The sequence below is a fragment of the Ruegeria sp. CDSB022 genome (genome assembly GCF_059611145.1).
Map to the genome: position 1 here is coordinate 1 of NZ_JBXWOZ010000011.1, position 25689 is coordinate 25689.

Consider the following 25689-nt stretch of genomic DNA (forward strand, 5'->3'; position numbering starts at 1 on the left):
ATACCCCTGAAACTCACGGGTATGAATCACGCAGGCGGGATGACGGCAACCAAATTAATAGGTCCAGAACCTAAGCCCATGTTGAACGATGCCAATTGAACAGAAAGGGCAATTTCCATCGACATTTCATGGTCGCTGTTAACATGGCAATGCTGATCTCCATTGTATCAAATTTTTCGCAAATATGCCCAGGAGACATACCCTTTGAGCCCACGCGCACGCACCAAAGAAACGCGGCACCAACGAGTGCCACCGGTTTGCTCGCAACTGTGAACACGTAAGGCGGTTCCATTTGGCAGACCAACAATCACATTGTAGCCTGTTCCGGGTCCACCACGCATTTTCAGCATGTCACCGTCTTCGACGCCAAAAACCTCGTATCGTCCGAGTGAGGCGGCCGTTGCTGGTGCAGCGTATATTGTGGCCCCCAGGAACATTGCCGCTACGGGTAAGAAGATTGCACTGCGCATCGCGTTATCCTGCTTGTTGCCTCATCTACAATCGTAGCGATTCAGCTCGCCAAGAGGAATAACCCTAAGACAGGAATGCGCAAATTGGCCAAAGTCTGGTGGCTATGACTGCCACGCCCGGTTCGAAGGGCCGCAACGCAGTATCTCGATTGTCAGGCGATTTACTGGAATGGGTTGATCCAGAAACCTCAAGGAACGACGAACAATGTTCGTAGCGTGGGATACATGTGGGCAGCTATGCCAGATCAAATGGTTGCGTTGGAGGGGTTGATGCGTGAGGTTGCGAGATGGCTGCAAAAGAGACCGCGACATGATGATCTATGGATTGAACACCTGCGCGATTTGCCAGAAGGCCCGAAAGGCGTTGGAGGCAGAAGGCAAGGAAGTCACTTTCCGCGATGTCAGGGCGGAACCTCTGACCGAAGCGGAGCTGGCTGAGCTGATTGCAGAATTCGGGGACTTGCTGGTGGACCGAAAATCGAACGATTACCGAGCGCTTAATGACTGGCTAAAAAATTCGGAAGTAGAGGCACAGATTTCGGCCCAACCCAAGGTGATGGCGCGCCCGGTAATACGCGATCGGGATGTGTTGTATCTTGGCTGGGATGAGACGATTCAAGTCGCTTTGCTACAGAGCTGAGTTTTTAAAAAAAATGCATAATTAGCTTAACGAAACCCGCTGAAATGCTGCACATGGCCGAATGCCCGCTCTCGGAGTGCCGTTCGGTAGATCGTGGTAGCTGCAGAACGTCTGCAATGGGCGGAGAGCCTTTTTGCATCAGGCATCGGTCATATGCTGGACCAGTGAGGTCAGCTGTCTGTCGCCATGGCCATCGTCCCAAGCCGTCTTGGTTCGGTCATGCATCAACCGGATGAAATCAGCGGGAGCATTAAGTGAGAGATAGGTCTTCAACGCATCCTCTTGCGCCATCGCGTAAACCTTCAGAGAGGCTTCTGCATTGTCGTAGTCCTCGGTCGGAACGGTTCTGGCAAAGAGATCATGGTAGTCCTTGACCAATTTGATCGTGGCAGGAAGTTGGTCGGCATAAACTTGCATCGGGATGCCCGCTTTCTGACAAACAAGTGCACCGTATATCATTCCGAACATAAACCCCTGCCGAACCGTGAAGAGGCCGGCGAAGAGCGCGGCAAGCGCCGCTGGCTTCTCTCCAACATGGGCGGACTTTCCACCCAAGTTTCCGATGACGCTGCCATAACGGTCCCAGGTACCGGCACTGCCGACCGTCAGGATTGTGGTTTCGTCACCGCCAATGCCAGAAGGGTAGGCATTGATCATGCCAAGCATGTAGCCAGCCCCCTGTTTCTCCAGGATGGCGACCAGTCTATCGGCATCCGAGGTATCGCCTGTGCTCATGTCGCAGATAGTCTTACCCTCTAGCGAAAGACTCAGCCCGTTGACTAGTTCAACTGTTTCCGTGTGGCTCTTGATACAAATGATGACAAAATCAGACGCCGCGATGGCATCATTCGGTGAGGAGCAGATGGTGGCGCCAACCTCAGCGAAAACCTCTGCCTTTTCCGGCGTGCGGTTCCAAACGCTGACATCGTGACCTGACTTGAGCAGGCAATGCGCCAGCGCTGACCCCATGTTGCCCAGTCCCAATACAGCAAGTTTCATGATCTTAGCCTCCTGTGTCCGCCAATGAGTTCCAGCACCAGCATGCGCCGGCATGGGGAGATGACATAGTTGTAAATTTTTCTATATTGTTAGATGGTCTAACTTATGGATTGGCGCACGCTTCCCTCGTTGACATCTCTCAGAGCTTTCGCCGCCGCCGCCGAGTTTCAAAATCTGACCCGGGCGGCAGAGGCACTGAACGTGACCCATTCCGCAGTCAGCCAGCAAATCCGCGGGCTAGAACAACAACTCGGCACCCGGCTTATCACTCGTACCCGGCACGGTATTTCTCTGACATCGCAAGGCGAATTCCTGTCGGCTGGTTTGCTTGAAGCCTTCGCTGAAATGGCCTCTGTGACCGAGAGGGTGACGAGTGCAGAGTCGGTTCGACCGTTGGTGGTCAGCGCGACTCCGATGTTTTCAAGCGCGTTCCTCATGGCGCGGCTGTCGACGTTCATTGATGAATTCCCCAATATCGAATTGAGGATCGATTCAACGATCCAGGCTGTCGATCTCAAGCCGGGCGGAATTGATATGGCCGTCCGATACGGAACAGGTCGCTGGTCAGGGCTTGTCTCGCAGATGCTGCTACCTGGTTGTCTGACGGTCGTCGCGTCCCGCGAACTGATCGGAAACAGGGTGCTCAAAAACCCTGTAGAATTGCTTGATTTCACACTTCTTCAGGAACAGGCGTCGGTCGAGTTTGATCTGTGGCTGGAAAAGGCTGGCATCCCGCCCGAAGCGGAACGGAAAGTGATCCGCATGCCGGGCAACATGCTGTTGGATGGCATCCGCCGAGGTGACGGTATCGGGGCGACAGTACCGGCCTTTGTCTCTGACGAGTTGAAGTCAGGACAACTCGTGGCGCTGTTTGATGATCCAATACCACGGATCGGCTATTACCTTGTCACGCTGTCTGGTCCGGTTCGGCCAGTGGCAAAACTGTTCATACAGTGGCTTTCAAAATCAATTACCGAATATGAGAAAAGCCTGTTCCGATGGCCGCCCGCTCACCTGTTGTAGACGATAAAGAGCACCGGTTAGAGTCAAATAGGGTCTGGCTTACAAGGTAACGACCCGACAATGCTGCGCTACGACTGAAGGTCCGCTCTGTGGATGCCGCACCGCTGCGTTAATGGCAGGGGCGAAGGTCCGGTGTGGGCCGTGAGACTCAGTGGGGCAGGCAGCAGCACTGCCTGCCTGAGAAGCACATTTGTTCTGTCATGCCGACGCCGCCTTGGGCCATTCTGCCTTCAACAGCCGTGCAAAGATCATCACATGCGTGACCAAAAGTACCGGGACAAAGAATGTTGGAATGAACCAAGTGGGGCCAAAGTAGTTAATTGCCTCGGCTTGGCGCAAGGCGTTCACCAGATCTACAGTACCTAGGATGTTGAAACCCCACACCAACGGAAGGGCGGCCACTGATCCCCATCGCAAAGCGATAAGCGCGGCGATTGCCAGAAACGCCGAGAGTAAATCGCCATAGCTGGCGCTGGTTGCGAACGCCTCGGGCAACCCTCCGTTGTTGAGATTTGGTACCAAGAAGCTCATTCCGATGTGTCGGAAAGCATGCGGCAACAGCAGGATTGAGAGCGCTGCCGCCGCCGACAGCCGTGCAAGCCAGGGTGCAACGTACCACGCCGCGATCAGAGCAAAGACAAAGAGACTCATCGCGAACTGAAGAAGGAATATCACTGTGGGCGTCATCTGATCGGTCCTTTCGATATGCGTTTGTTTACGTGAATTGGAGGTAGGCAGACCTTCACCCTCGAACCGCAGTTTGCGATACGCTCACCTCGGCCCGGATCGCCCCCAATGATGCGGCCGGAGCAATCTCGTGGGCTGTTCCAGTGGCGACATCATAAAGCAAGGCTGAGACGGTGATCGCGTCCGGTACCTCCGGTGCTACCGCTAGGCGCTTGATGTCTGCGAAAAGGTCGCTTTCCTGATCCGTGATCGCGTACTCGGACACATCTATCCCAAGCTTTTTCAGCAGCGCGTCCTGAAGGTCTGGATTGGACAGCCGCTGGGCTCCACATTGTGTGTGCTGCATCAGGATTACGTTGAACGCCTGTTCGCGGCCCTCCGTCATGACGCTCACCAGAAAGGCGAGGGTGGCGATTTCTTCGATTGCAGCGCGTGTAACCCGTCCGCCATTGTTTCGGATTACAACCGCATCACCAAGCTCCAGTCCGAGGATGTGCGCGGGATCGACCCGGGCATCGCCGCAAGTCAGCACAACCGTTCGCAACTTTGGCAGGATCGGCAGGTTAGCACTGTCAAAGCCCGCCGCGAATTCTTGGTTTCGAGTGATAAGTTCGTCCTGAATGTTCATTCAGAGGTCCTTTCGTCTTGGGGGACAATCCTTCGTCTTGCGTAGTGTCAGGCGACACGCATCGGTGCGGTCTTTCTGGCGGTGGGCTGGTGACTTTCCGCCCACGCGGCGTCGTCTTGGCAATACGACGGGGAAGAAAGCTGTACATAGTCTCGCTGCATCTGGGCGCGATCAAGATCGAAGGGGCGCGTCGTGAGGATCTTTAGAAAGCTGCCGATCGCGCCAATGCTGCCTGGTAGGCTGCGCGCCAGGCCCGGTTGATCAGCGACCTTGCGCCGTACAATGCTTTCGAAGGCTTCAGGTTCGTGCCCGCTGACTTGGAACACGTCTTCGGTTGGGGCGTTCACCGCGAAGGCGCCTCGCCGGTACTCTTCTGAATAGATTGCAAGCTGGGTGACTGCCGCTTCCGAATAGTTTGCTGGGCGAAGGGCTTTCAGCGCCTTGACCATCATACGCTCGGAAATGTCGACATAACGTACCCGCCGCCCCAGCGCCCGGCCCATTGCTTCAGCGATCTCGTTGGGTGACAACAGCGTTGGGCCCGTGGGACGATATGTCTTGCCTGCATGGTGTGCCGGATCCGTCAAGGCACCGACAACTACGCTGGCAATGTCTTCGTTTGAGGGGGCGGCATTCTTCTTCACGTCGCCGTCGCCGAGCGGCATCGTGAACTGCCCAAGATGGGCCGCCATGCCCAGTACCATCAGGTAGTTTTCAGCAAACCAGCCGACATTCACCGTGGTTACGGACATCTCGGGGCGCATGCCGATCAGGATGTCGCCCAAGTAAACTTCGCGTGTAAACAGTGATGGGTGATCTACGCTCGAAAGCCATTGGCTAAGTGTAACGACATGTTCAACCTTTGCTTCGTAAGCCGCAGCGGTGAAGACTGCGTTGAAGTGCAGCCCGTTGGGTGCCGTCGGGGCGCATTGATACGCCCGCTGCACGCCTTTCATGGCTTTGCGCATGTCGCTCAGCGAATACTGGTCACCCACGAATAATTCAGCGCCCGCGCGATCTAGCATGTCAGAACGATGATCTCTCTGTCGTATGAACGCACGGACTTGGTAACCCTTGGCTCTGAGCTGATGTGCAACTTGCAGTCCGGTCTTACCGCTTGCACTTGTGACAAGGATCTTGGGTTTGGTAGGCACGGGCACGCTCCTTTAGATGATGCTTGCAATCTATAATTTAGATGATACATATAATCTTAAATGTCAACCCCGTCTGGGAGCGCGAAAATGCCGAGGATGTCGGAAGCGGAGAAACAGCGCAGTCACAACAGGATACTGGATGCTGCAGCGCAGTTGTTCCGCGAACGCGGGGTCGAAGCGACCAGCGTCGCTGACGTCATGAAGGCAGCCGGAATGACACATGGCGGTTTCTACCGGCACTTCGAGTCGAAAGAGGATTTGATCGCGACAGCCTTCTGGCACGCAGTCGACGATGTGGTTTCCGACATGGAGCGCGAAGAAACCAGCGAAGGGCGAAAGAAGGAGCGCCAAGGCTACATAGCTAAGTATCTTTCCCAAGCTCACGCTCAAGATAGTCGGAACGGATGCCCGTTGGCGGCGATGGGAACAGAGCTTGCCCGCACAACGGGCGCGCCCCATCAAGTGGGCGCACAGGCGTTAGATCGCATGGCGGCCCTTTTGCAGGACACGTCGGAAACCCGTTCGGGTCAGGGCTTAGCTGCGATGGCGCTCTTGATGGGCACGATTACCCTGGCTCGTCTGACGGAATCCGAAGAAGAGGCAGACCGAGCGCTGGAAGCAGGGCGCACAGCCATAGGTTTGCTTCAGGATTATTGGCCGAAAGAAAGATCCTAACTATCGCAGAGTATCCCGAGAATTTGACGGCTATGTTGTGGTTTGCCGTCACCCGCTGTTCGACAATGCTGCAAGGTGCACGAACGGCAGCAATGCGCAGGCTGCGCTGCAGCGTCGAGTGGTGAGGCAAACGGCTGGTTTGGGCCGTACAGGACAGGGTTTATCTTGGCTTGGCGAGTCATTCTGCGCCGCATCCGACGGTAGCAGTGAGTCCAATGTTTCGAATGCCGCGACTGGCATCGACGTCTGTTATGCGCAGTAATGCGGACTTGGCAACATCGAACGAATTACCCAGAGCGTAACTATAGCTAATCCACTGCGATTGCAGTTCTGTTGCCGAATTGCTGCCCTTCATTTGAAGGAATGTACCAGTCGCTAATGAATGAGTACAATCTCTCATTTATTTACAAGGTCTTATTCTTCTAAGAGCTCGCGGATATTAACGTCCAACTGTGCCGCAAAGCCTTTGTCGTTACCAGGATTGGCGGCGCAATGACCCCATGGCGAGTCGTAAGGACGGAAGATGGCGTTAGGCATGTGGTGGGCCTCAATTTCATTGTCTTCAGGAGGGAAATAGAGGTCCTGAGTGCAGGGCATCAGGATGGCACGCGCCTTGATGGCACCCAGCGCCAGTTTGTAATCCCCATTGTAAAGTGGCCCGGCAGAGATGTCGCCAGCCTGCCAGGTGGCAAGCTTGGCCAGTAGATTGTTGGCATCCCAGCTTTGTACATGGTCCTGTTCCCAATCTTGCATCAGCTCTTCAATGGATTGGAATCCAAGCTGCTCATAAAGCCCCTCGCGGTAAAAGGTCTGAGAGAAAGCCCAGCCTGCGTAGACCCGACCGAAGGCTTTGAGCCCGGCCTCGGGCGGGCTGTCATAATTGCCGCCGTTCCAATTCTGGTCCGCGCAAAGGGCGGCCTTGACCCCTTCGAGGAAGACGAAATTATGCGGTGAGGTTTTGGCCGAGGCGCAGAAAGGCAAGATCGCTTGTACCATATCCGGGTATTGCGCCGCCCATTGATAGGATTGACAGCCCGCCATTGACCAGCCGGCGACCAGCGCGATCTTTTCGATGCCGAGGTGATCTTGGATCAACCGATGCTGCGCCGCGATATTATCCCACATCTGCACCAACGGAAATCGCGGGCCGTCTTGAGGGGAGGGCGTATTCGAGGGCGAAGACGAACGGCCATTGCCGAACAAATTTGGACTGACGATGAAGTGGCGGCTTGGGTCAATAGCGCGACCGGGGCCGAAGAACCCTTCGTTCCGAGTATTTGTCCCCGTGTAGAAGGTCGGTAGGACGATGACATTGTCTCGGGTGGCCGACAACGTGCCGTAAGTTTGATAGGCAAGTTTGGCGTCGCGCAAAACCTGACCCGATAGAAGCGGGAAGTCTCCAAGGTCGAATGTCCTAAACTCATCCACGACCATCTTTCAGTACAGCCTCAGATACTCTTGCACTTCCCAGTCAGTGACCGATTGGTGATAGCGCTCCCATTCGTCGTTCTTGTACTCGAGATAGGAGTTGCGCATCACGCGCCCCATCACATGTTCGGCCATCTCGTCATGACGCAGAGCCTCAATAGCGTTGAACAAAGTTCGCGGAAGCCTGCGTATACCGAGCTCGGCAAGCTCGGATTCAGTCTTTGAGTACAAATCAAAATCTGTTGGTTTGCCCGGATCGATCTTGTTTTTGATGCCTTTTATTCCGCAGCTCAAGTGCATCGCCATCGCGAGATAGACATTCATTGTCATGTCACAGGCGCGATTTTCGATGCAGTGGCGGCTTTGCGGAAGGCGGAACTGGGCGGATCGGTTGTTGAAGCCGTAGGTGATATTTGTCGGGGCCCATGTGACCGTGCCGCCTTCAAAGCCGCCAACACGTGGCACCAGACCGTTATAGGAATTCACCGTCGGACAGGTGATCGCGGTGATTGCTTCTGCATGCTGCATCAGTCCGCCAACTGCCCAGCGGCTTTCGTCACTCCAATCGCCATCCGGCGTTTCGAAAATGTTCTCGCCCGGACGGCTTTCATGCTGCATCGACATGTTGATATGCGCGCCAGACCGCCAATCGCCCACTGTCGGTTTCGGCATGAAAGTGATGAACATCCCGTGCTTTTTTGCGACTTCTTTCAGGGTGATGCGCAGGAATGCCAGCCGATCAGACATTTCCAGCATGTTGGTGTAGTGGAAATCCAGCTCGAACTGCGAATACGCACCCTCGGCCACCACGTCATGCAGGTTCCAACCCAGACCCTCGATGATGTCGATCATGTCTTTCAGAAACGCCATCGAGTCGATCGAGTATTCAACGTCATAGCCAAACGCCTGACGGCGGGGCCGAAGGCCGCTTGCAGGGTCGTCGTCAAACGCCTTCACCGGCTGACCGGCGTCGTCGTATTTCATCACAATGAATTCGGGCTCGACCCCAGCATAACCTGTGTACCCTTCCTGCGCAGCCTCGTGCATGGCACGTTTCAGGGCCTGACGCGGGCAGACATTATAAGGCGCATCTTCCCAATAGAGATCCGAGAAAATAATCGCCATCGATGTGTCCCACGGACAGACGTAGACGGCATCGAGATCCGGAACCACTACCTGATCGCTGTCGGCGGGGCTTAGCTCGGGCACGTACGAAATCGAATGCACCGCGAATTGTGGCCCTTTCCCAAGGCATAGCGGTTCAAAATCACTCATCGGTACGGGTTTGGTTTTTGGAATACCGTGCAGGTCAATCCAGGCAGCCATCACGTATTTGACGCCAGCCTCCTCCAGACGTTGCCGTACCTCTGCGATACGCGGGCGGTTACGCTCGACAGCTTCATGGAAAGTCTCGTAGTAGATGCGGGTGCTGGCATTGTCCTTGGGCATTCGGCGTCCTCCCATCGAATGGCAATCAGATTTGGTTCACCGAAGGTGATCCCTCAGTGTTGGTGCTGGTTTCGGTTGTTCTGTCGCTCAGCGGTTAAGATGTTCAGCCAGGGACAAAATCGTCAGGGTCGATGCCCGGAACCTGCGTGATCCCGGCAAGCTGTTTCCAGTTGTGAGGGTAGGCGGCATAGAAGATCACGCATTTGCCATCCGACTCGTAGGAAATGTGGTTGTCCTTGGGGACAAACAGCACGTCACCGCGATTGCAAACATAGCTTTCGCCATCGCAAACCAACCGGAAAGTACCTTCAAGGCAATAAATGATTTCGTCGCAGGTCAGATCCCACGGCACCTTGATGTTGTTCAGGACGTTGATACCGCCGCACATGGACTTGCTGAATTCGCTGGTCACCATTGGTTTGATGTAAGTGTCGCTGTCGCCCATCGAGTCGTAGCGATTTTGAACCAGATCGAATTTGAAAAGTTGAGGTGTGTCACCCATTTGGTCAGCCTTCCTGTGCCAGGTGTTTCAGTATGGATTCGTTCAATTCGACCTTGTAACCGTCAGGGTCCTCGCAAAAGGCGATGACCCTTGTGCCGTTTTTCATTGGCCCCGGTGGGCGGGTGATGTTTACCCCGGCCGCAGCCAGCTGTTCGCACGCGGCATAAACATCTGGCGTTTCGATGCAGATGTGACCCCAACCGTCGCCTTTGTCATAAGGCGTGCCCTGATCCCAATTGGCGGTCAGCTCCAGCGTGGGAAACTCGGCCTCGGGCCCATAGCCGATAAAGGTATTGGTGAATTTGCCTTCGGGGTAGTCCGTGCGCCGCTGCACTTCCATACCCAGAATTCCGCAATAGAAATCCAGTGACTTCTCCATGTCGGTGACCCGCATCATCGTATGGGCCAGACGAAACCCTTTGGATATGGACTTGTTCATCGATATTGTTCCTTCTTGCTTAAGTACCGGCCACGTCGCGCTCGATCAGATCCTGAAAGGCGCGGACGCTGTCCTCCCAAGCGGGCGACAACAGGCCCCCATCCTCGGCGACCGGGGATTTGCGGCCCTCAAACATGCGTTCAACCATCTCGTGATCTTCCTTGTGGACATCCCACCAAAGGTTTCTGAGGGCTTGTACTTCCTCGGCGCTCAGTTCCTGGCCTTCTGTCGTGTAAAGTGCTCGGTACTGGCGCATCTTTCCGGGACCAATGGGCACGTTCAGATATACGCCCAGCTGATCCGGAAAATAGCGGCCCAGAATAAAATTGGGGTACAGGGTCAGATAGCGAGAGCTGACCCCCAGACTGCCGGATGTGCCCAACTCTTCGTTCAGATCCACCGCGCTGCCGATGCAGGTGCCATCGGTGATTGTATAGTGGTTTTCCAATGGTTGATCAGTGGTTGAGGCATGGACAAACTGAACGTGGTAGGGCTCAATAAAGTTCTCCATGATCAGCTTCCAGTTGGTGCTAATCTCACCAAAGTCGAGCAGGCCAATTGGTTCCACTCTGGTGAAATCCATCCCCTCCAGCCGGCTGATCAAAGGCGCGGCATAGTCTTCGAAATCAGGCGCGTTCCCATCCAGATTGACGAAGATCCAGTCATGCCAGACATGGGTGCGTACAGGCTTGAGGCGATGATTTTTGATGTCAAAGCCGTCGAACTCCTGCTTGCCGGTTCCGGCAAAATGAGGTGCAGCCCGCAGGCGGCCATCCAGGTCATAAGCCCAGGCATGATAGGGGCAGCGGATCAGCTTGCCGACATTCTTGGGCTTGTCGACCAATGTCATACACCGGTGCAAGCAAACATTGTGAAACACCTGGATGTCGCCGTCACGACCGCGCACCGCCAGCAGTGGTAAGTCTGCGCAGGTAACCGGATGAGCATCACCGGGGTTAGCCATCTGATGGGCAAACCCGATGAACACCCAGTTCTTGGCCAGGACAGTCTGGCATTCCCGCTGCCAGAACTCTTCGCTGCGATACGCCCCGGCGGTCAGCCCGTGCTGAGGCCCTCCAATGGCCTGAGTTCTATCCTCGGCAATTGTCATTTGTCCTCCCTTCGACACTGCCACCTGTACCCGTCGGTCCAACGACAGGCGCATGGTTTTACCGTTTCTCGCGGTCTTCCTACTTGCGGACTCTGTCCCGCCGCGCCGGGAATTGAAGTTTCGACTGCGAATATCGCATTAGCCGCCTAACATTCTTTCGATTTTCGCGAATATTTTGGGATTTTGGGGCACGAATCAGAAATAATCTGGTCAAAAAACGGCATGGAAGTGCGAATTTCGAATAACCAGGTCGTGTGGATTGCGAGAGCCGCAATTTCAGCGGGATTTTACAGAAAATTTGGCAATAGGCCCGCGTCACGGTCCTTGGAAGCTGCGGTGTCGAGGGCAAAAGATGTCGTTTTCTGCACTTCCTGCCACAGAATTCTTAGGAGAGAATTGCGAATTTCGATGTCCTCACCTAGTCTCAGCTACGAATGCAGCAATCGAGCATCGGGTATATGGCAGTCAAAAAGCAATCAAACGTGCGCGCCTCCGCACAGAGCATTAGGTCCCCAAAGGATGACTTGAACCAGCAGATCATCCGGCTATTGCAGCAAGATGGTCGGATGGCTTTTTCGGAAATTGCACAGCAGTTGAATGTGTCCGAAGGAACCATCCGCAACAGGGTGAGCGGTCTGCGAGACAACAACATGTTGCGGATCGTTGCGATGTCGGATCCGGTGGCCACAGAATACACAACCGACGCGATGATCGGGTTGAATGTGGCCGCTGGCGTGACCCCACGCCAGGTGGCGAAGCGCCTTGAAAAGAACCCAAGGGTTGTTTTCATCCTGTGGGTCGCGGGACGTTACGACCTGATCATTGAACTGGTCAGTGACCACGGTGACGCATTGAAGGAATTTCTAGAGCATGAAATCCATGCGAGTGACGATATCGCCAATGCCGATGTTATGCCGGGGCTGAAGAATTTCAAGAATCAGTTTCTGCTAAAGCAGGATGTGAAGGAGTGAAGAGGAAGAAGCCGATCGCTGACGTTTCTAATGCGAAAGGGTTTCAACAGGGTTTTTGGGGAGATGTTCAGCGCCGATCTTAATGCCGACCCCGACAGCCATCCGTCTTCCGAACTGCGCGAACGATGTTGTCTAATATTTCGCTTTGAATGTCAGATCCTGCAGCGAGTTACCGCTTGGGCTTCGGGCGGACGGTTCAGAAATCATCATGGATGCTTTCTTCCTCGCCAGTTACATAACGAGCCCATTCGTTCATGATTAGTCGACGTTGCTCCAGATAATCCGTCCTGCGATACGCCCTTTCGACCTGACTTCCTGCAACATGGCCAAGGCTGGTTTCTGCGACTTCCCTTGGCGCATTGGTTCGGTCCGCCACCCAATCCCGAAAGCTGGATTTGAACCCATGAGGCCTATATGGCAAACCTGCCTTGCGCATATGTTGCCCCATCGTCATATCCGAAATCACTCCTTTGCGAAGGCCGGGGAAGAGAAAACCATCACGGTAGAAGGGTTTGGTGAGGTCAACCACGCGCTGGGCTTCGCCGGACAAAGGCACGCGAAAATCCGCCGTTTGGCCTAACCGGCCCTTCATCTGATGCGCAGGGATTGTCCAAATGTCATCTTCAATTTGATCGTATCTCATAAAGCGGAGTGGACCTGAGCGGGCTGCCGTCAGGATCAGCATCCGCAGGGCCAGATTGGTTGTCGTGGGCACTTCTAGGGTTCTGTAGAATTCTGGAACGTCAATCCACGGCATGGCAGCAATGTGTTGTGGCGTATGCCTAGATTTACCAAGAAGCGCTTTGGCTTTTTCGGTGGCTTGCAAATCTACGTCCAACCCTAGCGCCGCAGCGTGCCTTAGAGCGATGCTGAGGCGATTAATGGCTTTCCGGGCAGTTTTCCCCCTTTGGAGTGCCAAATGGGCCTCAGAGCGTCTCTTATGTCGATCTGATCGATATCTGAGCCGGGGATCTACCCAGTTTGGGTAAGACATGTAATTCTAGAGGAGAAAACCAGCGCCCAGCTTTACCGTCGCCTTTGAGTTCGGCCTTCCGACTTTCGAACGCGTCCAATGCGACATCCGCCAAACAATGTAAATTGCGTTCAGCCTCACGCCGTTGTTTTTCGCGTTCTTTGATTGGATCAAGACCCTTCCGGGCAAAGGCGCGCCACTGTTCCGCGTGTTCTCTTGCTTCTTTGAGCGATACATCTGCAATGGACCCAAGGCCCATTTCACGCCTGCAACCGTGTACCGTGATCCTGAGGAACCATTGCCCGCCGCCATCTTGGCGCTTGTGTAACCACAATCCGGCACCATCGTTGTGCTTACCGGGGCCTGCTGCCTTCACCGCTGCGGCCGAAAGTTTATGGATAGGCCGCGCCATCCGTCCACCCTTCTATCCGCCTTATTGTCTGCGGTATCCTGCTATATCCTGACACATAACGGAATAGCTAAAGTCTTAGGGTGTTGGTTTTTATAAGAAAGTGGAATGTCGTGGGGTATGGTGGTGCAAGGTCTAAATGCCGTGTGGGGGCACCAAACTCCAAACATCTCCCTACTTTTCAAGCGATTGCACTCGTGCGCTTTTCCGTTTCTTGCCTGCGCCTAAGCGCTGCAATATGTTTAAATCGCGCGCTGAATTCCAGCGTCCAGACAAGATCGAACCGGGACCCTAAAGCCAATCCCGCAAAATCGGGATCAACGGCACATCTGCCGCAGGCATCGGGTAACTGCGCAGATCATTCGCACGCACCCATTTCAGCGCCTGTCCTTCCTTCGATTGTGGAATGCCTTCCCATTTGCGGCAGGCAAACAGCGGCATCAGCAGGTGAAAATCATCATAGCTGTGGCTGGCGAAGGTCAGCGGCGCAAGGCAGGAGGACCATGTGTTGATGCCCAGTTCTTCGTACAGTTCGCGGATCAGGGCGACCTCGGGCGTTTCGCCGGGTTCGATCTTGCCGCCGGGAAACTCCCAAAGTCCAGCCATGGATTTGCCTTCGGGGCGCTGCGCCAGCAGCACCCGGCCCTCGATGTCTATCAGGGCGACCGCAGAAACCAGAACTGTTTTCACGACCGGTAATCCGCGTTGATCTCGATATAGCCATGGGTCAGGTCGCAGGTCCAAACGGTGGATTTACCCGCGCCCAGCCCCAGATCGACGCCGATTACAAGGTCCTGAGCTTTCATGTATTCGGCGGCGTCTTCCTCGCGGTAATCGGGACTGACCCAGCCTTTTTCGGCCACAAGGATGTCTCCGAAAGAAATGCTCAGCAGGTCACGGTCGGCAGCTGCACCCGATTTTCCGATGGCCATGACGACGCGGCCCCAATTCGGGTCTTCGCCCGCAATGGCGGTTTTTATCAGTGGTGAATTGGCAATCGCCAATCCATGCACCTTGGCGTCGGCATCGGTGACAGCCCCGGTCACACGAATTTCTACGAATTTCGTGGCGCCCTCGCCATCGCGTACCACTTGTTGGGCAAGGTCCAGCATCACGGTTTCCAAAGCCTCAGCAAAGGCGGCATTGTCTGTCGCATCCACCCCCGAAGCCCCAGTAGCACACAGCAGCAGGCTGTCCGACGTCGAAGTGTCGCTGTCGACAGTGATGCAGTTGAAAGTGCGGTCAGTCTGCGTACCCAGCATCTGCTGCAACGCGGATTGCTCGACCTGGGCGTCGGTGAAGATATAAACCAGCATCGTCGCCATATCAGGCGCGATCATGCCAGAACCCTTGGAAATCCCCGCAATAGAGACTGTTCTTCCATCAATCTCGACCTGCGCCGAAGCTCCTTTCGGAAAGGTATCCGTGGTCATGATGGCCCGCGCTGCATCTTCGATTGCGTGGCGACTGAGGCCGGATTTCAGGGCCTCAAGCTGCGCCACGATGCGGCCATGCGGCAAGGGTTCACCGATCACACCAGTTGACGAGGTAAAAACCCGTTCGACCGGCACGCCTGTGGTCTCGGACACTGCTTGCGTCACCTCGGCGACCGAGCTTTGGCCATAATGCCCGGTAAATGCATTGGCATTGCCCGAATTCACAAGGATCGCCGCCGGCCCGTCACTTGGCCCGCCGATCTTGTCCTGACAATCCAGCACGGGTGCCGCGCGTGTGGCCGAGCGGGTAAAGACCCCAGCCACTGAAGTGCCTGGATCAAGGACCGCCAGCATCACATCAGTGCGGCCTTGATAGCGTACGCCGGCTTCGACGGTCGCAAAGCGCACACCGTCAATCGCGGGCAATTCGGGAAACGCCGCCGGGGCCAGCGGAGAGACTTTGGTGATCGAGGCCACGGGGTTACTCCTGAATCAAGTCCAACTGACGCACGATGCCCGGGGTCACATCTTCGAGCGCAGGACGTTCGATCTGTGCAGCCTGGGTCAATTCGCCGATACGGGCCTGAATAGCTTCACTTTGCAGATCCTGTGCCAGCTCGTCGCGTACCGCATCAAGTGCGGGCGCTTCGGATTTGCGCTTGTCATTTAGAATGATCACGTGCCAGCCAAACTGTGTCTGCACCGGGTCCGACACCTGATCCTTCTCAAGCGCGACAACGGCGGTTTCAAACTCGGGAACCATCTGCCCCTTGCCGAACCAACCCAGCACCCCGCCATTCGGGCCGGAAGGACCGGTTGATTTTTCTTTGGCCAGCTCGGCAAAGTCGGCGCCATCATCCAACTGAGCCTTAAGGTCTTTGGCCTCATCCTCGGTCTCGACCAGAATATGGCTGGCATTAAACTCATCTTCGCCTTCAAACTCGGCAAAGCGCGCATCATAGGCGGTCTGAATGGTTTCTGCCGTTACAACTTCGTCGATCAGGGCATTTACGGTCTGAACCGCCAGCAACGACCGCGTCTCGTTCTCGATGGCCAAGGCGTTCAGATTGCTCAGCCCTTCTTGCTCCTGGCCCAGCAACTGCTGCTGAATCAGCTGCTCGATGATGAAATCATACAGAACATCATCTTCGACCTGCTGGTAGTTGGGGGGCAGTGTCGCAACTGTTGCGATCACATGCGCCAGAGTGATTTCTTCACCGTTTACGCGGGCGACCACCGTGCTGGCATCGGGCTTGGTTTCGGCGGCCAATGGCAGCGCCATCACCGTTGCAAGGGCCAGCGATGGCAGAAAAGTGAGGCCTTTGGGCATGGAATCATCCTATTTCTTTGCCACGGCAGGGCGCAGCGTTGACACTCTGGAACCTGCCGCTTACATCGCTTTGAAGCCTTGGACAGGGCCGCCTTTCACCCACCGTATCTATGGGTTGCGCGCAAGGTGGGCAAGCCTGTCAAAACCAAGACAAGAACAGATCCGCTGGAGTGAACATGCTGGGACTCGGAACGCTCGCCAAAAAGGTGTTCGGAACACCGAACGACCGCAAGATCAAGGCGACCCGCCCCCTGATCGAACAGATCAACGCGCTGGAACCCGAGTTCGAGAATCTGTCGGATGAAGGCCTGATCGCAAAGACCGCCGAGCTGCGCAAACGTGCGCTGGAAGGCGAAAGCCTGGATGATCTGCTGCCCGAGGCGTTTGCAAACGTACGCGAAGGGGCAAAACGCGCGCTGGGCCTGCGTGCCTTTGATGTGCAGTTGATGGGCGGCGCCTTCCTGCATCAAGGCAATATTTCCGAGATGAAAACGGGTGAAGGCAAGACATTGGTTGCGACCCTCCCCGCCTATCTGAACGCGCTGACCGGTAAGGGCGTGCACGTGGTCACGGTGAACGAATACCTGGCCAAGCGCGACTCGGAATGGATGGGCAAGGTGTTTGCCGCCGTGGGCATGACCACCGGTGTCATCTGGTCAGGGCAGCCCGATGCCGAGAAAAAGGCTGCTTATGCCTGTGACGTGACCTATGCCACCAACAATGAGCTGGGTTTTGATTACCTGCGCGATAATATGAAGGCGGAACTGGATCAAATTTACCAGAAACACCACAATTTCGCGATCGTGGATGAGGTCGACTCGATCCTGATTGACGAGGCGCGGACGCCGCTGGTCATTTCCGGGCCCTCCGAGGACCGGTCGGACCTGTATACCGCGATTGATGCGCTAATCCCGTCATTGGGAGAAGATCACTTCACGCTGGACGAAAAGTCCCGGAACGTGACCTTCACGGATGAGGGTAACGAGTTTCTGGAGCAACAGTTGATTGCCAACGGCCTGATCCCAGAAGGCCATTCGCTGTATGATCCTGAAAGCACCACGGTCGTTCACCACGTGAACCAGGGCTTGCGCGCGCATAAGCTGTTTACACGTGACAAAGATTACATCGTGCGGGACGGCAATGTCGTTCTGATTGATGAGTTCACCGGTCGCATGATGCCAGGTCGTCGCCTGTCGGAAGGTCTTCATCAGGCCATCGAAGCCAAGGAAAACGTGCAGATCCAGCCCGAAAACGTAACATTGGCCAGCGTGACGTTCCAAAACTATTTCCGCCTGTATGACAAGCTGGGCGGCATGACCGGCACCGCGCTGACCGAGGCTGAGGAATTTACCGAAATCTACGGTCTGGGCGTTGTCGAAGTACCAACCAACAAACCGATCGCGCGTCTGGATGAGGACGATCAGGTCTTTCGTACCGCAGCCGAAAAATACGGCGCCATGATCGACGAGACAAAGGAAGCCCAGAAAAACGGACAACCGGTCCTTCTGGGCACCACTTCCATCGAAAAGTCCGAATTGCTCAGCCAGATGCTCACCAAAGAGGGTATCCAGCACAATGTTCTGAATGCCCGCCAACACGAGCAAGAGGCGCAGATCGTTGCCGATGCGGGCCGATATGGCGCAGTAACCATCGCCACCAACATGGCCGGTCGCGGTACTGATATTCAGCTGGGCGGCAATGTGGAAATGAAGGTTCTGCAGGCGCTGGAAGAAAACCCCGATGCCGACCCGGCCCAGTTGCGCGCCACCGAAGAGGCGCGCCATGCCGAAGAAAAGGAAAAGGTTCTGGCCGCAGGAGGCCTTTACGTCATGGCCTCGGAACGCCACGAAAGCCGCCGTATCGACAACCAGCTGCGGGGCCGGTCCGGCCGTCAGGGTGATCCGGGCCGCACCGTGTTTTACCTCAGCCTCGAAGACGACCTAATGCGCATCTTCGGCTCGGAACGGTTGGACAAGGTTCTGACCACGCTGGGCATGAAAGAAGGTGAGGCCATCGTCCACCCTTGGGTGAATAAATCGCTGGAGCGGGCGCAATCCAAGGTCGAAGGTCGCAACTTTGACATGCGCAAGAACGTCCTGAAATTCGACGATGTGATGAACGACCAGCGTAAGGTGGTATTCAGCCAACGGCGCGAAATCATGTCCGCCGACGACCTTTCCGAAATCGTATCAGACATGCGCGAACAGGTGATCGACGACCTGATCGACGAATATATGCCGCCGAAATCCTATGCCGATCAGTGGGATACCGAGGGTTTGCACGCAGCGGTCAAGGAAAAATTGACCATTGACGCCCCGGTTCAGGATTGGGCCGCTGAGGAAGGCGTAGATGACGAGCAGGTGCGCGAACGGCTGATCAACGCCGCTGACGAAATGATGGCGCAAAAAGTGGCCGCGTTCGGCCCCGAGAACATGCGCAACATCGAAAAGCAGGTCTTGCTGAACACGATCGACAGCAAATGGCGCGAACATCTGCTGACGCTGGAACATCTGCGCTCGGTCGTGGGCTTCCGCGGCTATGCCCAGCGCGACCCGCTGAACGAATACAAGAACGAAAGCTTCCAGCTGTTCGAATCCATGCTGGATTCGTTGCGCGAAACCGTGACCCAGCAGCTGTCCCGCGTGCGACCGCTGACCGAAGAGGAACAGCGCGAAATGCTGACCCAGATGCAAGCGCAGCAGGCACGGGCGCAGCAGGCGGTAGATCAGGCCGCTGGTCACGCCGAAGCGGTGGCCGAGGCCGAAGCCTCGGGTGATGCGCGGCCTGGATTTGTCGAAGACGACCCGGCAACTTGGGGAAACCCGTCGCGCAACGACAAGTGCCCCTGCGGTTCAGGCAAGAAGTTTAAGCATTGCCATGGCCGATTGACCTAACGTCACCACAATCGAGACACAATGAGTCCGCCTCACGGCCACATATTAGCCGTGATTCAACTGCAGGGTGCGAATCGCTCCTTCAACTGGGGAGGGTGTCTTGTTTGTAATTAAGAACTACGTAACCACTGGCGGCACCGTTGCTTGTGCATTGGCCATTGGCTACCTCATGCAGAACGGAACCCCTGCGCAACCGCGAGGGGAGCGGGCTTCTGTTGATGTGGCATCAGTTACAGATCAGGCTTCAATCATCCCCGGGTTAAGCGAAGTCGTTCTGACCTCATCTGCACCGGTTCACGGAACAAGCAAAGAGACTGGGTCCGACAACCGTTTTATCGAATCCAGTCGATCAGAACCAGTCAATCCCATTGACTGCACCCTCAGTGCGCGCGCTACTGCCGTTCCCGGTGCTGCCGCCCGGCTGGTCGTCAACGCCCCCTGCCACAGTAATGAATCTGTGGAAATTCACCATAGCGGTCTGACAGTCACACAGCGCACCGACGCAGTAGGGCGCATGGACATGACAATCCCGGCCCTGTCAGAATATGCGATCTTTCTGATCTCGTTTGAAGACCAGCATGGAACAGTCGCAACCACCCATATCGCTGACATTGCCAATTACGAACGCATTGCACTGCAATGGCAGGGTGAAACTGACCTGCAAATTCATGCGCTGGAATTCGGGGCCAGCTATGGCGGCAATGGCCATGTCTCGGCCGAGACCCCGACCGAAGGCGCCGGACAGGTAGTGCGTCTGGGCAATACCGGAACCGGGGACATGAAAAACATCGAAATCTATTCGTTCCCTGCTGGTCTTTCCAACCAAAACGGGTCGATAGAAATCACTGTCGAAACCGAGGTGACTTCGGAAAATTGCGGGCGCGACCTGAACATCCAGTCGCTTGAATTGCGGGATGATCGGTTGAGATCAAAAGACAGGACGCTGAGTTTTCCTGAATGCTCCCGCACCGGAGAGTTTCTGGTGTTGAATAATCTCTTCCAAGACCTGACAATCGCCGCAAACTAAATCCGCAGGCAGGCTCGGGCATCTTATGACATTCTTTCGTGTGGCAGCGGCTGCACTGGCTTCCGTTACAATCGCGTCGGGCGCACAGGCGCAAGACATCTCGCTTAGATCGCATGACGGCAAGGTCGAAGTCACCGGTGACCTGCTGGGATTTGACGGCGAGTTCTATCGTGTGGCAACACAATTCGGCACGCTGACAGTTGATGGGTCCGGTGTGACCTGTACCGGACCTGCCTGCCCAAGCCTGACCGATTTTGTGGCTGAAATCCGATTTGCCGGATCTTCGGTCATGGCGGAAAAGGTTCTACCAGCGCTGATTGTTGGCTTCGCACAGCAGCAAGGGTTGTCGGCGACTCCAAACAGGCTGACCGCCAACACATTTTCTTACGAACTGCACCAACCCGGGAGGGCAGCACCGCTGGGTCGGTTCTTCTTTGACGCAGGGAACACTGAGCGCGGATTTAGGGCGCAGGCAGAAAACCAGGCTGATATTGTTCTGGCGTTGCGCGAAATCCGACCCGAAGAGGAGCAAGCCGCACAAGCGGTAGGCCTTGGCGATCTGACCCGCACCCGCCGGGCCCGCGTCATCGCGCTTGACGCTTTGGTACCAATCGTTGCCAACTCGAACCCGTTACAGCAAATCTCGCTTGCGGAATTAACCCGGGTGTTTTCGGGCGAGATTACGAGTTGGGCCGAGTTGGGCGGACCCGATGCGCCAATTTCACTGCACCTTCCGGAAGCCGGTTCGGGTCTGGCCCAGAATGTCGAAGACAGGCTTCTGGCACCCTCCGGCACAGCCCTTTCCGAGGCGGCCATTCGGCATGACCGCAGTACTGATCTGGTACGTACCGTTGCTGCGGATCCCTTTTCAATAGGTGTGGCAAGCCAAGCCGAAGCCAGCACCGCGCGTGCCCTGCCTTTGACCGGCGGGTGCGGTCATGCGCTGGCGGCTACTCGGCAGTCAATCAAGACCGAAGATTATCCGCTGACCTCACCTATGTTTTTATACCTGCCGGACAGGCGATTGCCGCGTTTTGCACGTCAATTCCTGGCCTACACCCAAGGAACCGAGGCGCAGATGGCAATACGCGAGGCTGGCTTTGTCGATCAAACCCCCGAGACTATGGGTCTTGGGGTGCAAGGGGATCGACTTGCCAATGCTATCGCGTCGGGCGGATCAGAAGTTGGTTTGGAGGAACTTCAGCGGCTGGTCGAGATTTTCAGACCCATGTCCCGCCTGTCACTGTCCTTCCGGTTCGAGCCCGGTTCCTCGCGCCCGGATGCGCAGTCACGGTCCAATATCCGACATCTTGCCCTTCTTTTGGAATCCGGGACCCTCGATGCCCGAAAGCTTAGGTTTGTCGGCTTCAGCGATGGCGAAGGGGCAGCGTCAACCAATGCGCGGATCGCATTGTTGCGGGCAAAAACCGTTCGCAATGCCGTATTGGCCGAGATTGAAACCGCTATCGGGGACAGCATCGAAATCACGGTCGACGCCTTTGGCGAGGCCATGCCAATGGCCTGCGACGACACGGAATGGGGCCGAAAGGTCAACCGCCGGGTCGAGGTCTGGGTTCAATAGCAGCTACAGATAACCCTCGGACCTAAAGCTCAGCTCGTTCGACTTTCCAATGATCAGATGGTCATGCAGCGTCAGGCCCAGTGCCAGGCAGGCATCCTGAATTCGGTTGGTCATGTCGATATCCGATTGCGACGGGGTCGGGTCACCTGACGGATGGTTATGCACAAGTATCAACGCCGAGGCATTCAGCTCCAGCGCCCGTTTGGCAACCTCACGCGGATAGACAGGGACATGATCCACCGTGCCCTTGGCCTGTTCCTCATCAGCGATCAGCACGTTTTTGCGATCCAGATAGAACACACGGAATTGTTCGGTCTCACGATGGGCCATGGTGGTGTGGCAATAGTCCAGCAATGCGTCCCATCCGGAAATCACATGTCGCCTCATCACCCGTGCGCGGGCCATGCGATGGGCGCAGGCCTCAAGGATTTTCAGATCGGTGATCACGCTATCCCCGACGCCTTTGATTTGGCGCAGCCGTTCCTCGGGCGCGGTCAGCACCCGATTGAAATCGCCGAACGTTTCCATCAGCGCACGCGCCAGCGGTTTCACATCCTGCCGGGGGATTGAACGGAACAGGACCAGTTCCAACAGCTCATAATCCGGCATGGCGGCGGACCCGCCAGACAGGAACCGTTCGCGCAGCCGCTTGCGATGATCTTTGATGTAGGAGGGTAACCGACCCGTCGGCAGCGGCTGCGCGGGGGCTTCGTCTGTATCGAATAGCATTGGGGCTTCGGAAAAGGCGTCCTGTGTCATGCTCTCAGCCTGACGCAGAATCGGTTTCCAGATGGTTAACGCACCTCACCTGCCATGCGGGCAGTGGCGCGGCGGACAACCATATGCAACACGATGGAAAACACTCCCAAGGTCAGCATCGCGGCGAACATCAGATCGGTCTTTGCACGGCCATTGGCCAACAGCATCAAATATCCCAACCCTTGCGACGAGCCGACCCATTCACCAATCACCGCCCCGATCGGCGCATAGACGGCGGCCAGCCTCATCCCCGACGCCAGCGAGGGCATCGCCGCCGGAATGCGGATATACCACAGCACTGCACGCGGACTGGCCTGCATCGTGCGCGCAAGGTCCAGATAGCCCTGCGGCGTCCGCATCAGCCCATCGAAGAAAGACGAGGTGATCGGGAAATAGATGATCAGCACCGCCATCGCGACCTTGGACCAGAGGCCATAGCCCAGCCAAAGCGTCAACAACGGGGCCAGCGCAAACACCGGCAGAGCCTGCGTGAACACCAGCATCGGCTGTACCAGCACGCGCGCCGCCCGCGAATTGGCCAGTTGCAGCGCAGTGACCACACCCAGAACCGTCCCAAAGGCCAATCCAATCACCACTTCGACCGCAGTGATCCAAGTGTGTTCGGCAATCAGCCAACGGTTCTGCCACCAGATCTCGGCCACCACGGCGGGGCTTGGCAGGATGAACTTAGGCAAGCCGGTCGTCCAGACGATCCCCTGCCAGATGGCAATCGCGAACACGGTGGCTGCAAGGGCTGAGAGATATTTCATGCGACCGCCTCGCGCAGCAAGCGCAACAGCGCACCTTGCGTTTCCAGCGTCTCAAGGTCGTCCACATGGCGCGGGGCCGGGGCATGCGGCGGCTCACAGGGGGTCAGGCCCTGCTGTGTCATCACCATGATGGACTGGCCCAGCCGGGCGGCCTCACCCGGGTCATGTGTCACCAGCAAAACGGTCCGGCCCTGCAACGCCTCGACTGCAAGATCCTGCATATCGGCACGGGTGCGGGCATCCAGCGCCGAGAACGGCTCATCCAGCAGAACAATCGGGCGATCTTCCATCAGCGTGCGGGCTAAAGCGACGCGTTGGCGTTGGCCGCCCGACAGTTCGGCGGGTTTCTTGGTCATATGATCCTGCAATCGCATGCGCTGAATCAGACGGTTGCGCCGCTCCAGATCGACCGACTTGCCCCGAAGCCGCGCACCTAACGAGACATTTTGTGCGACCGTTGCCCAGGGCAGCAGCAAATCATCCTGCGCCATATAGGCCACGCGGTCCTGCATCGGAGCACCGTCGCCTGCGGTGATCTGCCCGGTGAACACGGCACCTGTATCAAGCCCGGCAATCAGACGTAGAATTGTGGTTTTACCAACGCCCGATCCGCCCAACAGGCAAGTCCACTGCCCGGCCCCAAGGGTCAGGGTAAGCGGCGCGAACAGTGTCGCGCCGTCAATCGTGGCCGTGCCTGTGATGCTCAGATCGGGCGCCGGGGTCATGGGGTCAGGCCCATTTGCCAGAAGTTGACTTCTAGCTCGGTTGCCGTGCGGAAGGTCTGGCACAGGCGGTCCCAGCGTGGGGAAGTCTGAATATCCGCACCAATGCGCCTTGTTAGAGCCTGATCCAGCAGATCTCCGACCGCTTCGCACGCGCCTTGGTAGTCGTCACTGGCATAGGTATCAATCCAATCAAGATAGACCTCGGATGTAGCTTCAGCGGCCAACCGCGTGCCGATTTCGCCATAGCCCATCACACAAGGGGCCAGAGCCGCCAGCAGGTCGAGCAAATCACCGCTATACCCGGCCTCAAGCACAAAGCGCGTATAGGCCAGGTTTTCGGCGCGTTCAGGGGTTGCGAACAGCTCCTCATGGGAGATCCCAGCCGCCTCACAGATACCGATATGCAGCTGCATTTCCTCGGCAACCAGCGCATTTACCGTGGCTACGGCGGTCAGCATTTCCGAATGAGTCTCGGATTTGACAACCGCCAGTGCCCAAGCACGGGAAAAATGGATCAGGAACACATAGTCCTGTCGCAGGTAATGCAGGAACGCCGCGCGCGGCAGCGTTCCGTCTTTCATCCCTTCCACAAAGGTGTGGCGAGTGTAATCCCGCCACGGCCCCTGCGCGGCATCCCGCATCAATGCGAAAGCTTTGCCGTAATTGCTCATTGCGCGGTCACATCGATGGCAATGTCGCTGACCGGGTTCAGGCTGTCGATCATGCCGCTGTTCTTCAGGAACTCCTCGAACCGCGCATAGCGACCCGCATCAAACGCCGCCGGACGCAGTGCGAACCGGGGCAGCGTGTCGATCCAGGCGCGGGCATTAAGCTCATCCTTCAGCTCGGTCGAGGTGGCCGCGAAGATTTCCCAGCTTTTTTCCGGGTTGTTGACGATATACTGGGTCGCTTTCTCGGTCGCGGCCAAGAAACGGGCGATTTTGTCGGCATCCATCGTATCGGGATTGGCGACATAAATCAGCTCGTCATAGGGTGGGATGCCTTCCTCTTCGATATAGAAACAGCGACCCGCGACACCTTCGATATCCATCTGGTTCAGCTCAAAATTCCGGAACGCCCCGATAACTGCATCCACCTGACCGGTCATCAGCGACGGCGACAGCGAGAAGTTGACGTTGACCATCTCAATCTCATCCAGACCGATATCATGCTGCCCCAGCAGGGTTGTCAGGATCGCCTCTTCGACACCGGCGACCGAGAAACCGATTTTCTTGCCCCGCAGATCGGCCAGCGACTTGATCGGGCCATCATCCAGCACCAGCAGGCAGTTCAGCGGGGTGGCAACCAGCGTGCCGACCCGTTTCAGCGGCAAGCCCTCATGGATTTGCAGATGCAGCTGAGGCTGGTAGGACACTGCCAGATCGGCCTGACCAGCGGCCACCAGACGCGGCGGCGCGGAGGGGTCCGCGGGCGGAATGATTTCAACCTCAAGCCCCTGGTCGGCGAAATAGCCGTTTTCCTGTGCGACGATAATTGGACCATGGTCAGGGTTTACAAACCAATCCAACAAGACGGTCATCTTATCCTCGGCCCAGGCCGGCGCGGCAGCCAGCAGGGCGATTGCAGCGATCAGTTTCTTCATGTTTC

Annotated in this window: 27 protein-coding genes; 7 read left to right on the forward strand and 20 right to left on the reverse strand. The window is 56.3% G+C overall.

Going from position 1 to position 25689, the window contains the following annotated elements:
• Positions 1 to 167: 167 nt before the first annotated feature.
• Positions 168 to 470, reverse strand: coding sequence for an SH3 domain-containing protein (locus AC2FIZ_RS14970; protein WP_142637291.1), 303 nt, complete (start codon positions 468 to 470; stop codon positions 168 to 170).
• A gap of 310 nt (positions 471 to 780) precedes the next feature.
• Between AC2FIZ_RS14970 and AC2FIZ_RS14975 the strand changes: the two genes are divergently transcribed.
• A complete protein-coding gene (locus tag AC2FIZ_RS14975) occupies positions 781 to 1110 on the forward strand; it encodes an arsenate reductase family protein (protein ID WP_281973422.1) in 330 nt (109 codons plus the stop codon).
• Between the two features lie 138 nt (positions 1111 to 1248).
• On the opposite strand, the gene AC2FIZ_RS14980 is transcribed toward AC2FIZ_RS14975, so the two are convergent.
• The gene (locus tag AC2FIZ_RS14980) at positions 1249 to 2163 is read right to left on the reverse strand and encodes an NAD(P)-dependent oxidoreductase (protein ID WP_281973421.1); all 915 of its coding nucleotides are present in this window, start codon (positions 2161 to 2163) and stop codon (positions 1249 to 1251) included.
• Between the two features lie 75 nt (positions 2164 to 2238).
• On the opposite strand from AC2FIZ_RS14980, the gene AC2FIZ_RS14985 reads away from it, so the two are divergent.
• Positions 2239 to 3132 (forward strand): LysR family transcriptional regulator, encoded by an 894-nt coding sequence (locus AC2FIZ_RS14985; protein ID WP_496729335.1) that lies wholly within the window; start codon positions 2239 to 2241, stop codon positions 3130 to 3132.
• Between the two features lie 198 nt (positions 3133 to 3330).
• Here AC2FIZ_RS14985 and AC2FIZ_RS14990 read toward each other — a convergent pair whose 3' ends face one another.
• From AC2FIZ_RS14990 to AC2FIZ_RS15000, 3 genes are read right to left on the reverse strand one after another with little or no spacing between them, the layout of a single operon-like run.
• Positions 3331 to 3819 (reverse strand): DUF8737 domain-containing protein, encoded by a 489-nt coding sequence (locus tag AC2FIZ_RS14990; protein WP_142637299.1) that lies wholly within the window; start codon positions 3817 to 3819, stop codon positions 3331 to 3333.
• Between the two features lie 55 nt (positions 3820 to 3874).
• A complete protein-coding gene (locus AC2FIZ_RS14995) occupies positions 3875 to 4447 on the reverse strand; it encodes a carbonic anhydrase (RefSeq protein WP_142637301.1) in 573 nt (190 codons plus the stop codon).
• A gap of 47 nt (positions 4448 to 4494) precedes the next feature.
• A complete protein-coding gene (locus tag AC2FIZ_RS15000; protein WP_496791267.1) occupies positions 4495 to 5607 on the reverse strand; it encodes an NmrA family NAD(P)-binding protein in 1113 nt (370 codons plus the stop codon).
• A gap of 81 nt (positions 5608 to 5688) precedes the next feature.
• Between AC2FIZ_RS15000 and AC2FIZ_RS15005 the strand changes: the two genes are divergently transcribed.
• A complete protein-coding gene (locus AC2FIZ_RS15005) occupies positions 5689 to 6276 on the forward strand; it encodes a TetR/AcrR family transcriptional regulator (protein ID WP_185956695.1) in 588 nt (195 codons plus the stop codon).
• Positions 6277 to 6690: 414 nt separating this feature from the next.
• On the opposite strand, the gene AC2FIZ_RS15010 is transcribed toward AC2FIZ_RS15005, so the two are convergent.
• The 5 genes from AC2FIZ_RS15010 to AC2FIZ_RS15030 form a co-directional block, all read right to left on the reverse strand.
• The gene (locus tag AC2FIZ_RS15010; protein ID WP_496791268.1) at positions 6691 to 7710 is read right to left on the reverse strand and encodes an alpha/beta fold hydrolase; all 1020 of its coding nucleotides are present in this window, start codon (positions 7708 to 7710) and stop codon (positions 6691 to 6693) included.
• Between the two features lie 3 nt (positions 7711 to 7713).
• Complete coding sequence (locus AC2FIZ_RS15015) at positions 7714 to 9153, reverse strand: glutamine synthetase family protein (protein WP_496791269.1); 1440 nt, start codon at positions 9151 to 9153, stop codon at positions 7714 to 7716.
• Between the two features lie 103 nt (positions 9154 to 9256).
• Positions 9257 to 9655, reverse strand: coding sequence for a cupin domain-containing protein (locus tag AC2FIZ_RS15020; RefSeq protein WP_074739464.1), 399 nt, complete (start codon positions 9653 to 9655; stop codon positions 9257 to 9259).
• Positions 9656 to 9659: 4 nt separating this feature from the next.
• A complete protein-coding gene (gene gloA, locus AC2FIZ_RS15025; RefSeq protein WP_085823161.1) occupies positions 9660 to 10094 on the reverse strand; it encodes a lactoylglutathione lyase in 435 nt (144 codons plus the stop codon).
• Between the two features lie 19 nt (positions 10095 to 10113).
• Entirely contained in the window at positions 10114 to 11205 is a 1092-nt protein-coding gene (locus tag AC2FIZ_RS15030) for an aromatic ring-hydroxylating oxygenase subunit alpha (RefSeq protein WP_142637313.1), read from the reverse strand.
• A 482-nt stretch (positions 11206 to 11687) separates the two neighbouring features.
• On the opposite strand from AC2FIZ_RS15030, the gene AC2FIZ_RS15035 reads away from it, so the two are divergent.
• Complete coding sequence (locus AC2FIZ_RS15035) at positions 11688 to 12176, forward strand: Lrp/AsnC family transcriptional regulator (RefSeq protein ID WP_281973425.1); 489 nt, start codon at positions 11688 to 11690, stop codon at positions 12174 to 12176.
• Positions 12177 to 12372: 196 nt separating this feature from the next.
• Here AC2FIZ_RS15035 and AC2FIZ_RS15040 read toward each other — a convergent pair whose 3' ends face one another.
• The 5 genes from AC2FIZ_RS15040 to AC2FIZ_RS15060 all read right to left on the reverse strand — a co-directional run bounded on the left by AC2FIZ_RS15040 (position 12373) and on the right by AC2FIZ_RS15060 (position 16324).
• Complete coding sequence (locus AC2FIZ_RS15040; RefSeq protein ID WP_345741761.1) at positions 12373 to 12933, reverse strand: tyrosine-type recombinase/integrase; 561 nt, start codon at positions 12931 to 12933, stop codon at positions 12373 to 12375.
• Between the two features lie 181 nt (positions 12934 to 13114).
• Positions 13115 to 13525: an Arm DNA-binding domain-containing protein gene (locus AC2FIZ_RS15045; RefSeq protein WP_496791270.1), complete on the reverse strand. Its 411-nt coding sequence runs from the start codon at positions 13523 to 13525 to the stop codon at positions 13115 to 13117.
• Positions 13526 to 13849: 324 nt separating this feature from the next.
• On the reverse strand, positions 13850 to 14248 hold the full coding sequence (locus tag AC2FIZ_RS15050) for a (deoxy)nucleoside triphosphate pyrophosphohydrolase (protein ID WP_142637315.1): 399 nt from the start codon (positions 14246 to 14248) through the stop codon (positions 13850 to 13852).
• Positions 14245 to 15471, reverse strand: a complete 1227-nt coding sequence (gene argJ / locus AC2FIZ_RS15055; RefSeq protein WP_496690230.1) for a bifunctional glutamate N-acetyltransferase/amino-acid acetyltransferase ArgJ — start codon at positions 15469 to 15471, stop codon at positions 14245 to 14247. The genes AC2FIZ_RS15050 and argJ overlap by 4 nt, the downstream gene beginning before the upstream one ends.
• A gap of 4 nt (positions 15472 to 15475) precedes the next feature.
• Positions 15476 to 16324 carry a peptidylprolyl isomerase gene (locus AC2FIZ_RS15060; RefSeq protein WP_142637319.1) on the reverse strand — a complete coding sequence of 283 codons (849 nt, stop codon included), beginning with the start codon at positions 16322 to 16324 and terminating at the stop codon, positions 15476 to 15478.
• Between the two features lie 176 nt (positions 16325 to 16500).
• Here AC2FIZ_RS15060 and secA point away from each other — a divergent pair, with 176 nt between their 5' ends.
• From secA to AC2FIZ_RS15075, 3 genes are all read left to right on the forward strand, one after another.
• Positions 16501 to 19218 carry a preprotein translocase subunit SecA gene (secA, locus tag AC2FIZ_RS15065; protein WP_496791271.1) on the forward strand — a complete coding sequence of 906 codons (2718 nt, stop codon included), beginning with the start codon at positions 16501 to 16503 and terminating at the stop codon, positions 19216 to 19218.
• A 100-nt stretch (positions 19219 to 19318) separates the two neighbouring features.
• Complete coding sequence (locus AC2FIZ_RS15070) at positions 19319 to 20245, forward strand: hypothetical protein (RefSeq protein ID WP_142637323.1); 927 nt, start codon at positions 19319 to 19321, stop codon at positions 20243 to 20245.
• Between the two features lie 25 nt (positions 20246 to 20270).
• On the forward strand, positions 20271 to 21827 hold the full coding sequence (locus AC2FIZ_RS15075; RefSeq protein ID WP_496708265.1) for a phosphate ABC transporter substrate-binding/OmpA family protein: 1557 nt from the start codon (positions 20271 to 20273) through the stop codon (positions 21825 to 21827).
• Between the two features lie 3 nt (positions 21828 to 21830).
• Here AC2FIZ_RS15075 and radC read toward each other — a convergent pair whose 3' ends face one another.
• The 5 genes from radC to AC2FIZ_RS15100 are packed head-to-tail and all read right to left on the reverse strand — an operon-like array spanning position 21831 to position 25684.
• On the reverse strand, positions 21831 to 22586 hold the full coding sequence (gene radC, locus AC2FIZ_RS15080; protein WP_271950544.1) for a RadC family protein: 756 nt from the start codon (positions 22584 to 22586) through the stop codon (positions 21831 to 21833).
• A gap of 35 nt (positions 22587 to 22621) precedes the next feature.
• Positions 22622 to 23356: an ABC transporter permease gene (locus AC2FIZ_RS15085; protein WP_496791273.1), complete on the reverse strand. Its 735-nt coding sequence runs from the start codon at positions 23354 to 23356 to the stop codon at positions 22622 to 22624.
• Positions 23353 to 24081: an ABC transporter ATP-binding protein gene (locus AC2FIZ_RS15090; protein WP_496791274.1), complete on the reverse strand. Its 729-nt coding sequence runs from the start codon at positions 24079 to 24081 to the stop codon at positions 23353 to 23355. The genes AC2FIZ_RS15085 and AC2FIZ_RS15090 overlap by 4 nt, the downstream gene beginning before the upstream one ends.
• On the reverse strand, positions 24078 to 24752 hold the full coding sequence (gene tenA / locus AC2FIZ_RS15095) for a thiaminase II (RefSeq protein WP_496791275.1): 675 nt from the start codon (positions 24750 to 24752) through the stop codon (positions 24078 to 24080). The genes AC2FIZ_RS15090 and tenA overlap by 4 nt, the downstream gene beginning before the upstream one ends.
• On the reverse strand, positions 24749 to 25684 hold the full coding sequence (locus AC2FIZ_RS15100; RefSeq protein WP_496791277.1) for an ABC transporter substrate-binding protein: 936 nt from the start codon (positions 25682 to 25684) through the stop codon (positions 24749 to 24751). The genes tenA and AC2FIZ_RS15100 overlap by 4 nt, the downstream gene beginning before the upstream one ends.
• Positions 25685 to 25689 lie beyond the last annotated feature (5 nt).

Excerpts from the sequence above, each read along its gene's own strand:
- tenA (WP_496791275.1), bottom strand. The coding sequence starts at position 24,752 with ATGAGCAATTACGGCAAAGCTTTCGCATTGATGCGGGATGCCGCGCAG.
- AC2FIZ_RS15090 (WP_496791274.1), bottom strand. The coding sequence starts at position 24,081 with ATGACCCCGGCGCCCGATCTGAGCATCACAGGCACGGCCACGATTGAC.
- AC2FIZ_RS15010 (WP_496791268.1), bottom strand. The coding sequence starts at position 7,710 with ATGGTCGTGGATGAGTTTAGGACATTCGACCTTGGAGACTTCCCGCTT.
- AC2FIZ_RS15030 (WP_142637313.1), bottom strand. The coding sequence starts at position 11,205 with ATGACAATTGCCGAGGATAGAACTCAGGCCATTGGAGGGCCTCAGCAC.
- AC2FIZ_RS15020 (WP_074739464.1), bottom strand. The coding sequence starts at position 9,655 with ATGGGTGACACACCTCAACTTTTCAAATTCGATCTGGTTCAAAATCGC.
- secA (WP_496791271.1), top strand. The coding sequence starts at position 16,501 with ATGCTGGGACTCGGAACGCTCGCCAAAAAGGTGTTCGGAACACCGAAC.
- AC2FIZ_RS15100 (WP_496791277.1), bottom strand. The coding sequence starts at position 25,684 with ATGAAGAAACTGATCGCTGCAATCGCCCTGCTGGCTGCCGCGCCGGCC.
- AC2FIZ_RS15015 (WP_496791269.1), bottom strand. The coding sequence starts at position 9,153 with ATGCCCAAGGACAATGCCAGCACCCGCATCTACTACGAGACTTTCCAT.
- AC2FIZ_RS14990 (WP_142637299.1), bottom strand. The coding sequence starts at position 3,819 with ATGACGCCCACAGTGATATTCCTTCTTCAGTTCGCGATGAGTCTCTTT.
- AC2FIZ_RS15075 (WP_496708265.1), top strand. The coding sequence starts at position 20,271 with ATGACATTCTTTCGTGTGGCAGCGGCTGCACTGGCTTCCGTTACAATC.
- AC2FIZ_RS15040 (WP_345741761.1), bottom strand. The coding sequence starts at position 12,933 with ATGCCGTGGATTGACGTTCCAGAATTCTACAGAACCCTAGAAGTGCCC.
- AC2FIZ_RS14980 (WP_281973421.1), bottom strand. The coding sequence starts at position 2,163 with ATGCCGGCGCATGCTGGTGCTGGAACTCATTGGCGGACACAGGAGGCT.
- AC2FIZ_RS15060 (WP_142637319.1), bottom strand. The coding sequence starts at position 16,324 with ATGCCCAAAGGCCTCACTTTTCTGCCATCGCTGGCCCTTGCAACGGTG.
- AC2FIZ_RS14975 (WP_281973422.1), top strand. The coding sequence starts at position 781 with ATGATGATCTATGGATTGAACACCTGCGCGATTTGCCAGAAGGCCCGA.
- radC (WP_271950544.1), bottom strand. The coding sequence starts at position 22,586 with ATGACACAGGACGCCTTTTCCGAAGCCCCAATGCTATTCGATACAGAC.
- AC2FIZ_RS15085 (WP_496791273.1), bottom strand. The coding sequence starts at position 23,356 with ATGAAATATCTCTCAGCCCTTGCAGCCACCGTGTTCGCGATTGCCATC.
- gloA (WP_085823161.1), bottom strand. The coding sequence starts at position 10,094 with ATGAACAAGTCCATATCCAAAGGGTTTCGTCTGGCCCATACGATGATG.
- AC2FIZ_RS15005 (WP_185956695.1), top strand. The coding sequence starts at position 5,689 with ATGCCGAGGATGTCGGAAGCGGAGAAACAGCGCAGTCACAACAGGATA.
- AC2FIZ_RS14970 (WP_142637291.1), bottom strand. The coding sequence starts at position 470 with ATGCGCAGTGCAATCTTCTTACCCGTAGCGGCAATGTTCCTGGGGGCC.
- AC2FIZ_RS14995 (WP_142637301.1), bottom strand. The coding sequence starts at position 4,447 with ATGAACATTCAGGACGAACTTATCACTCGAAACCAAGAATTCGCGGCG.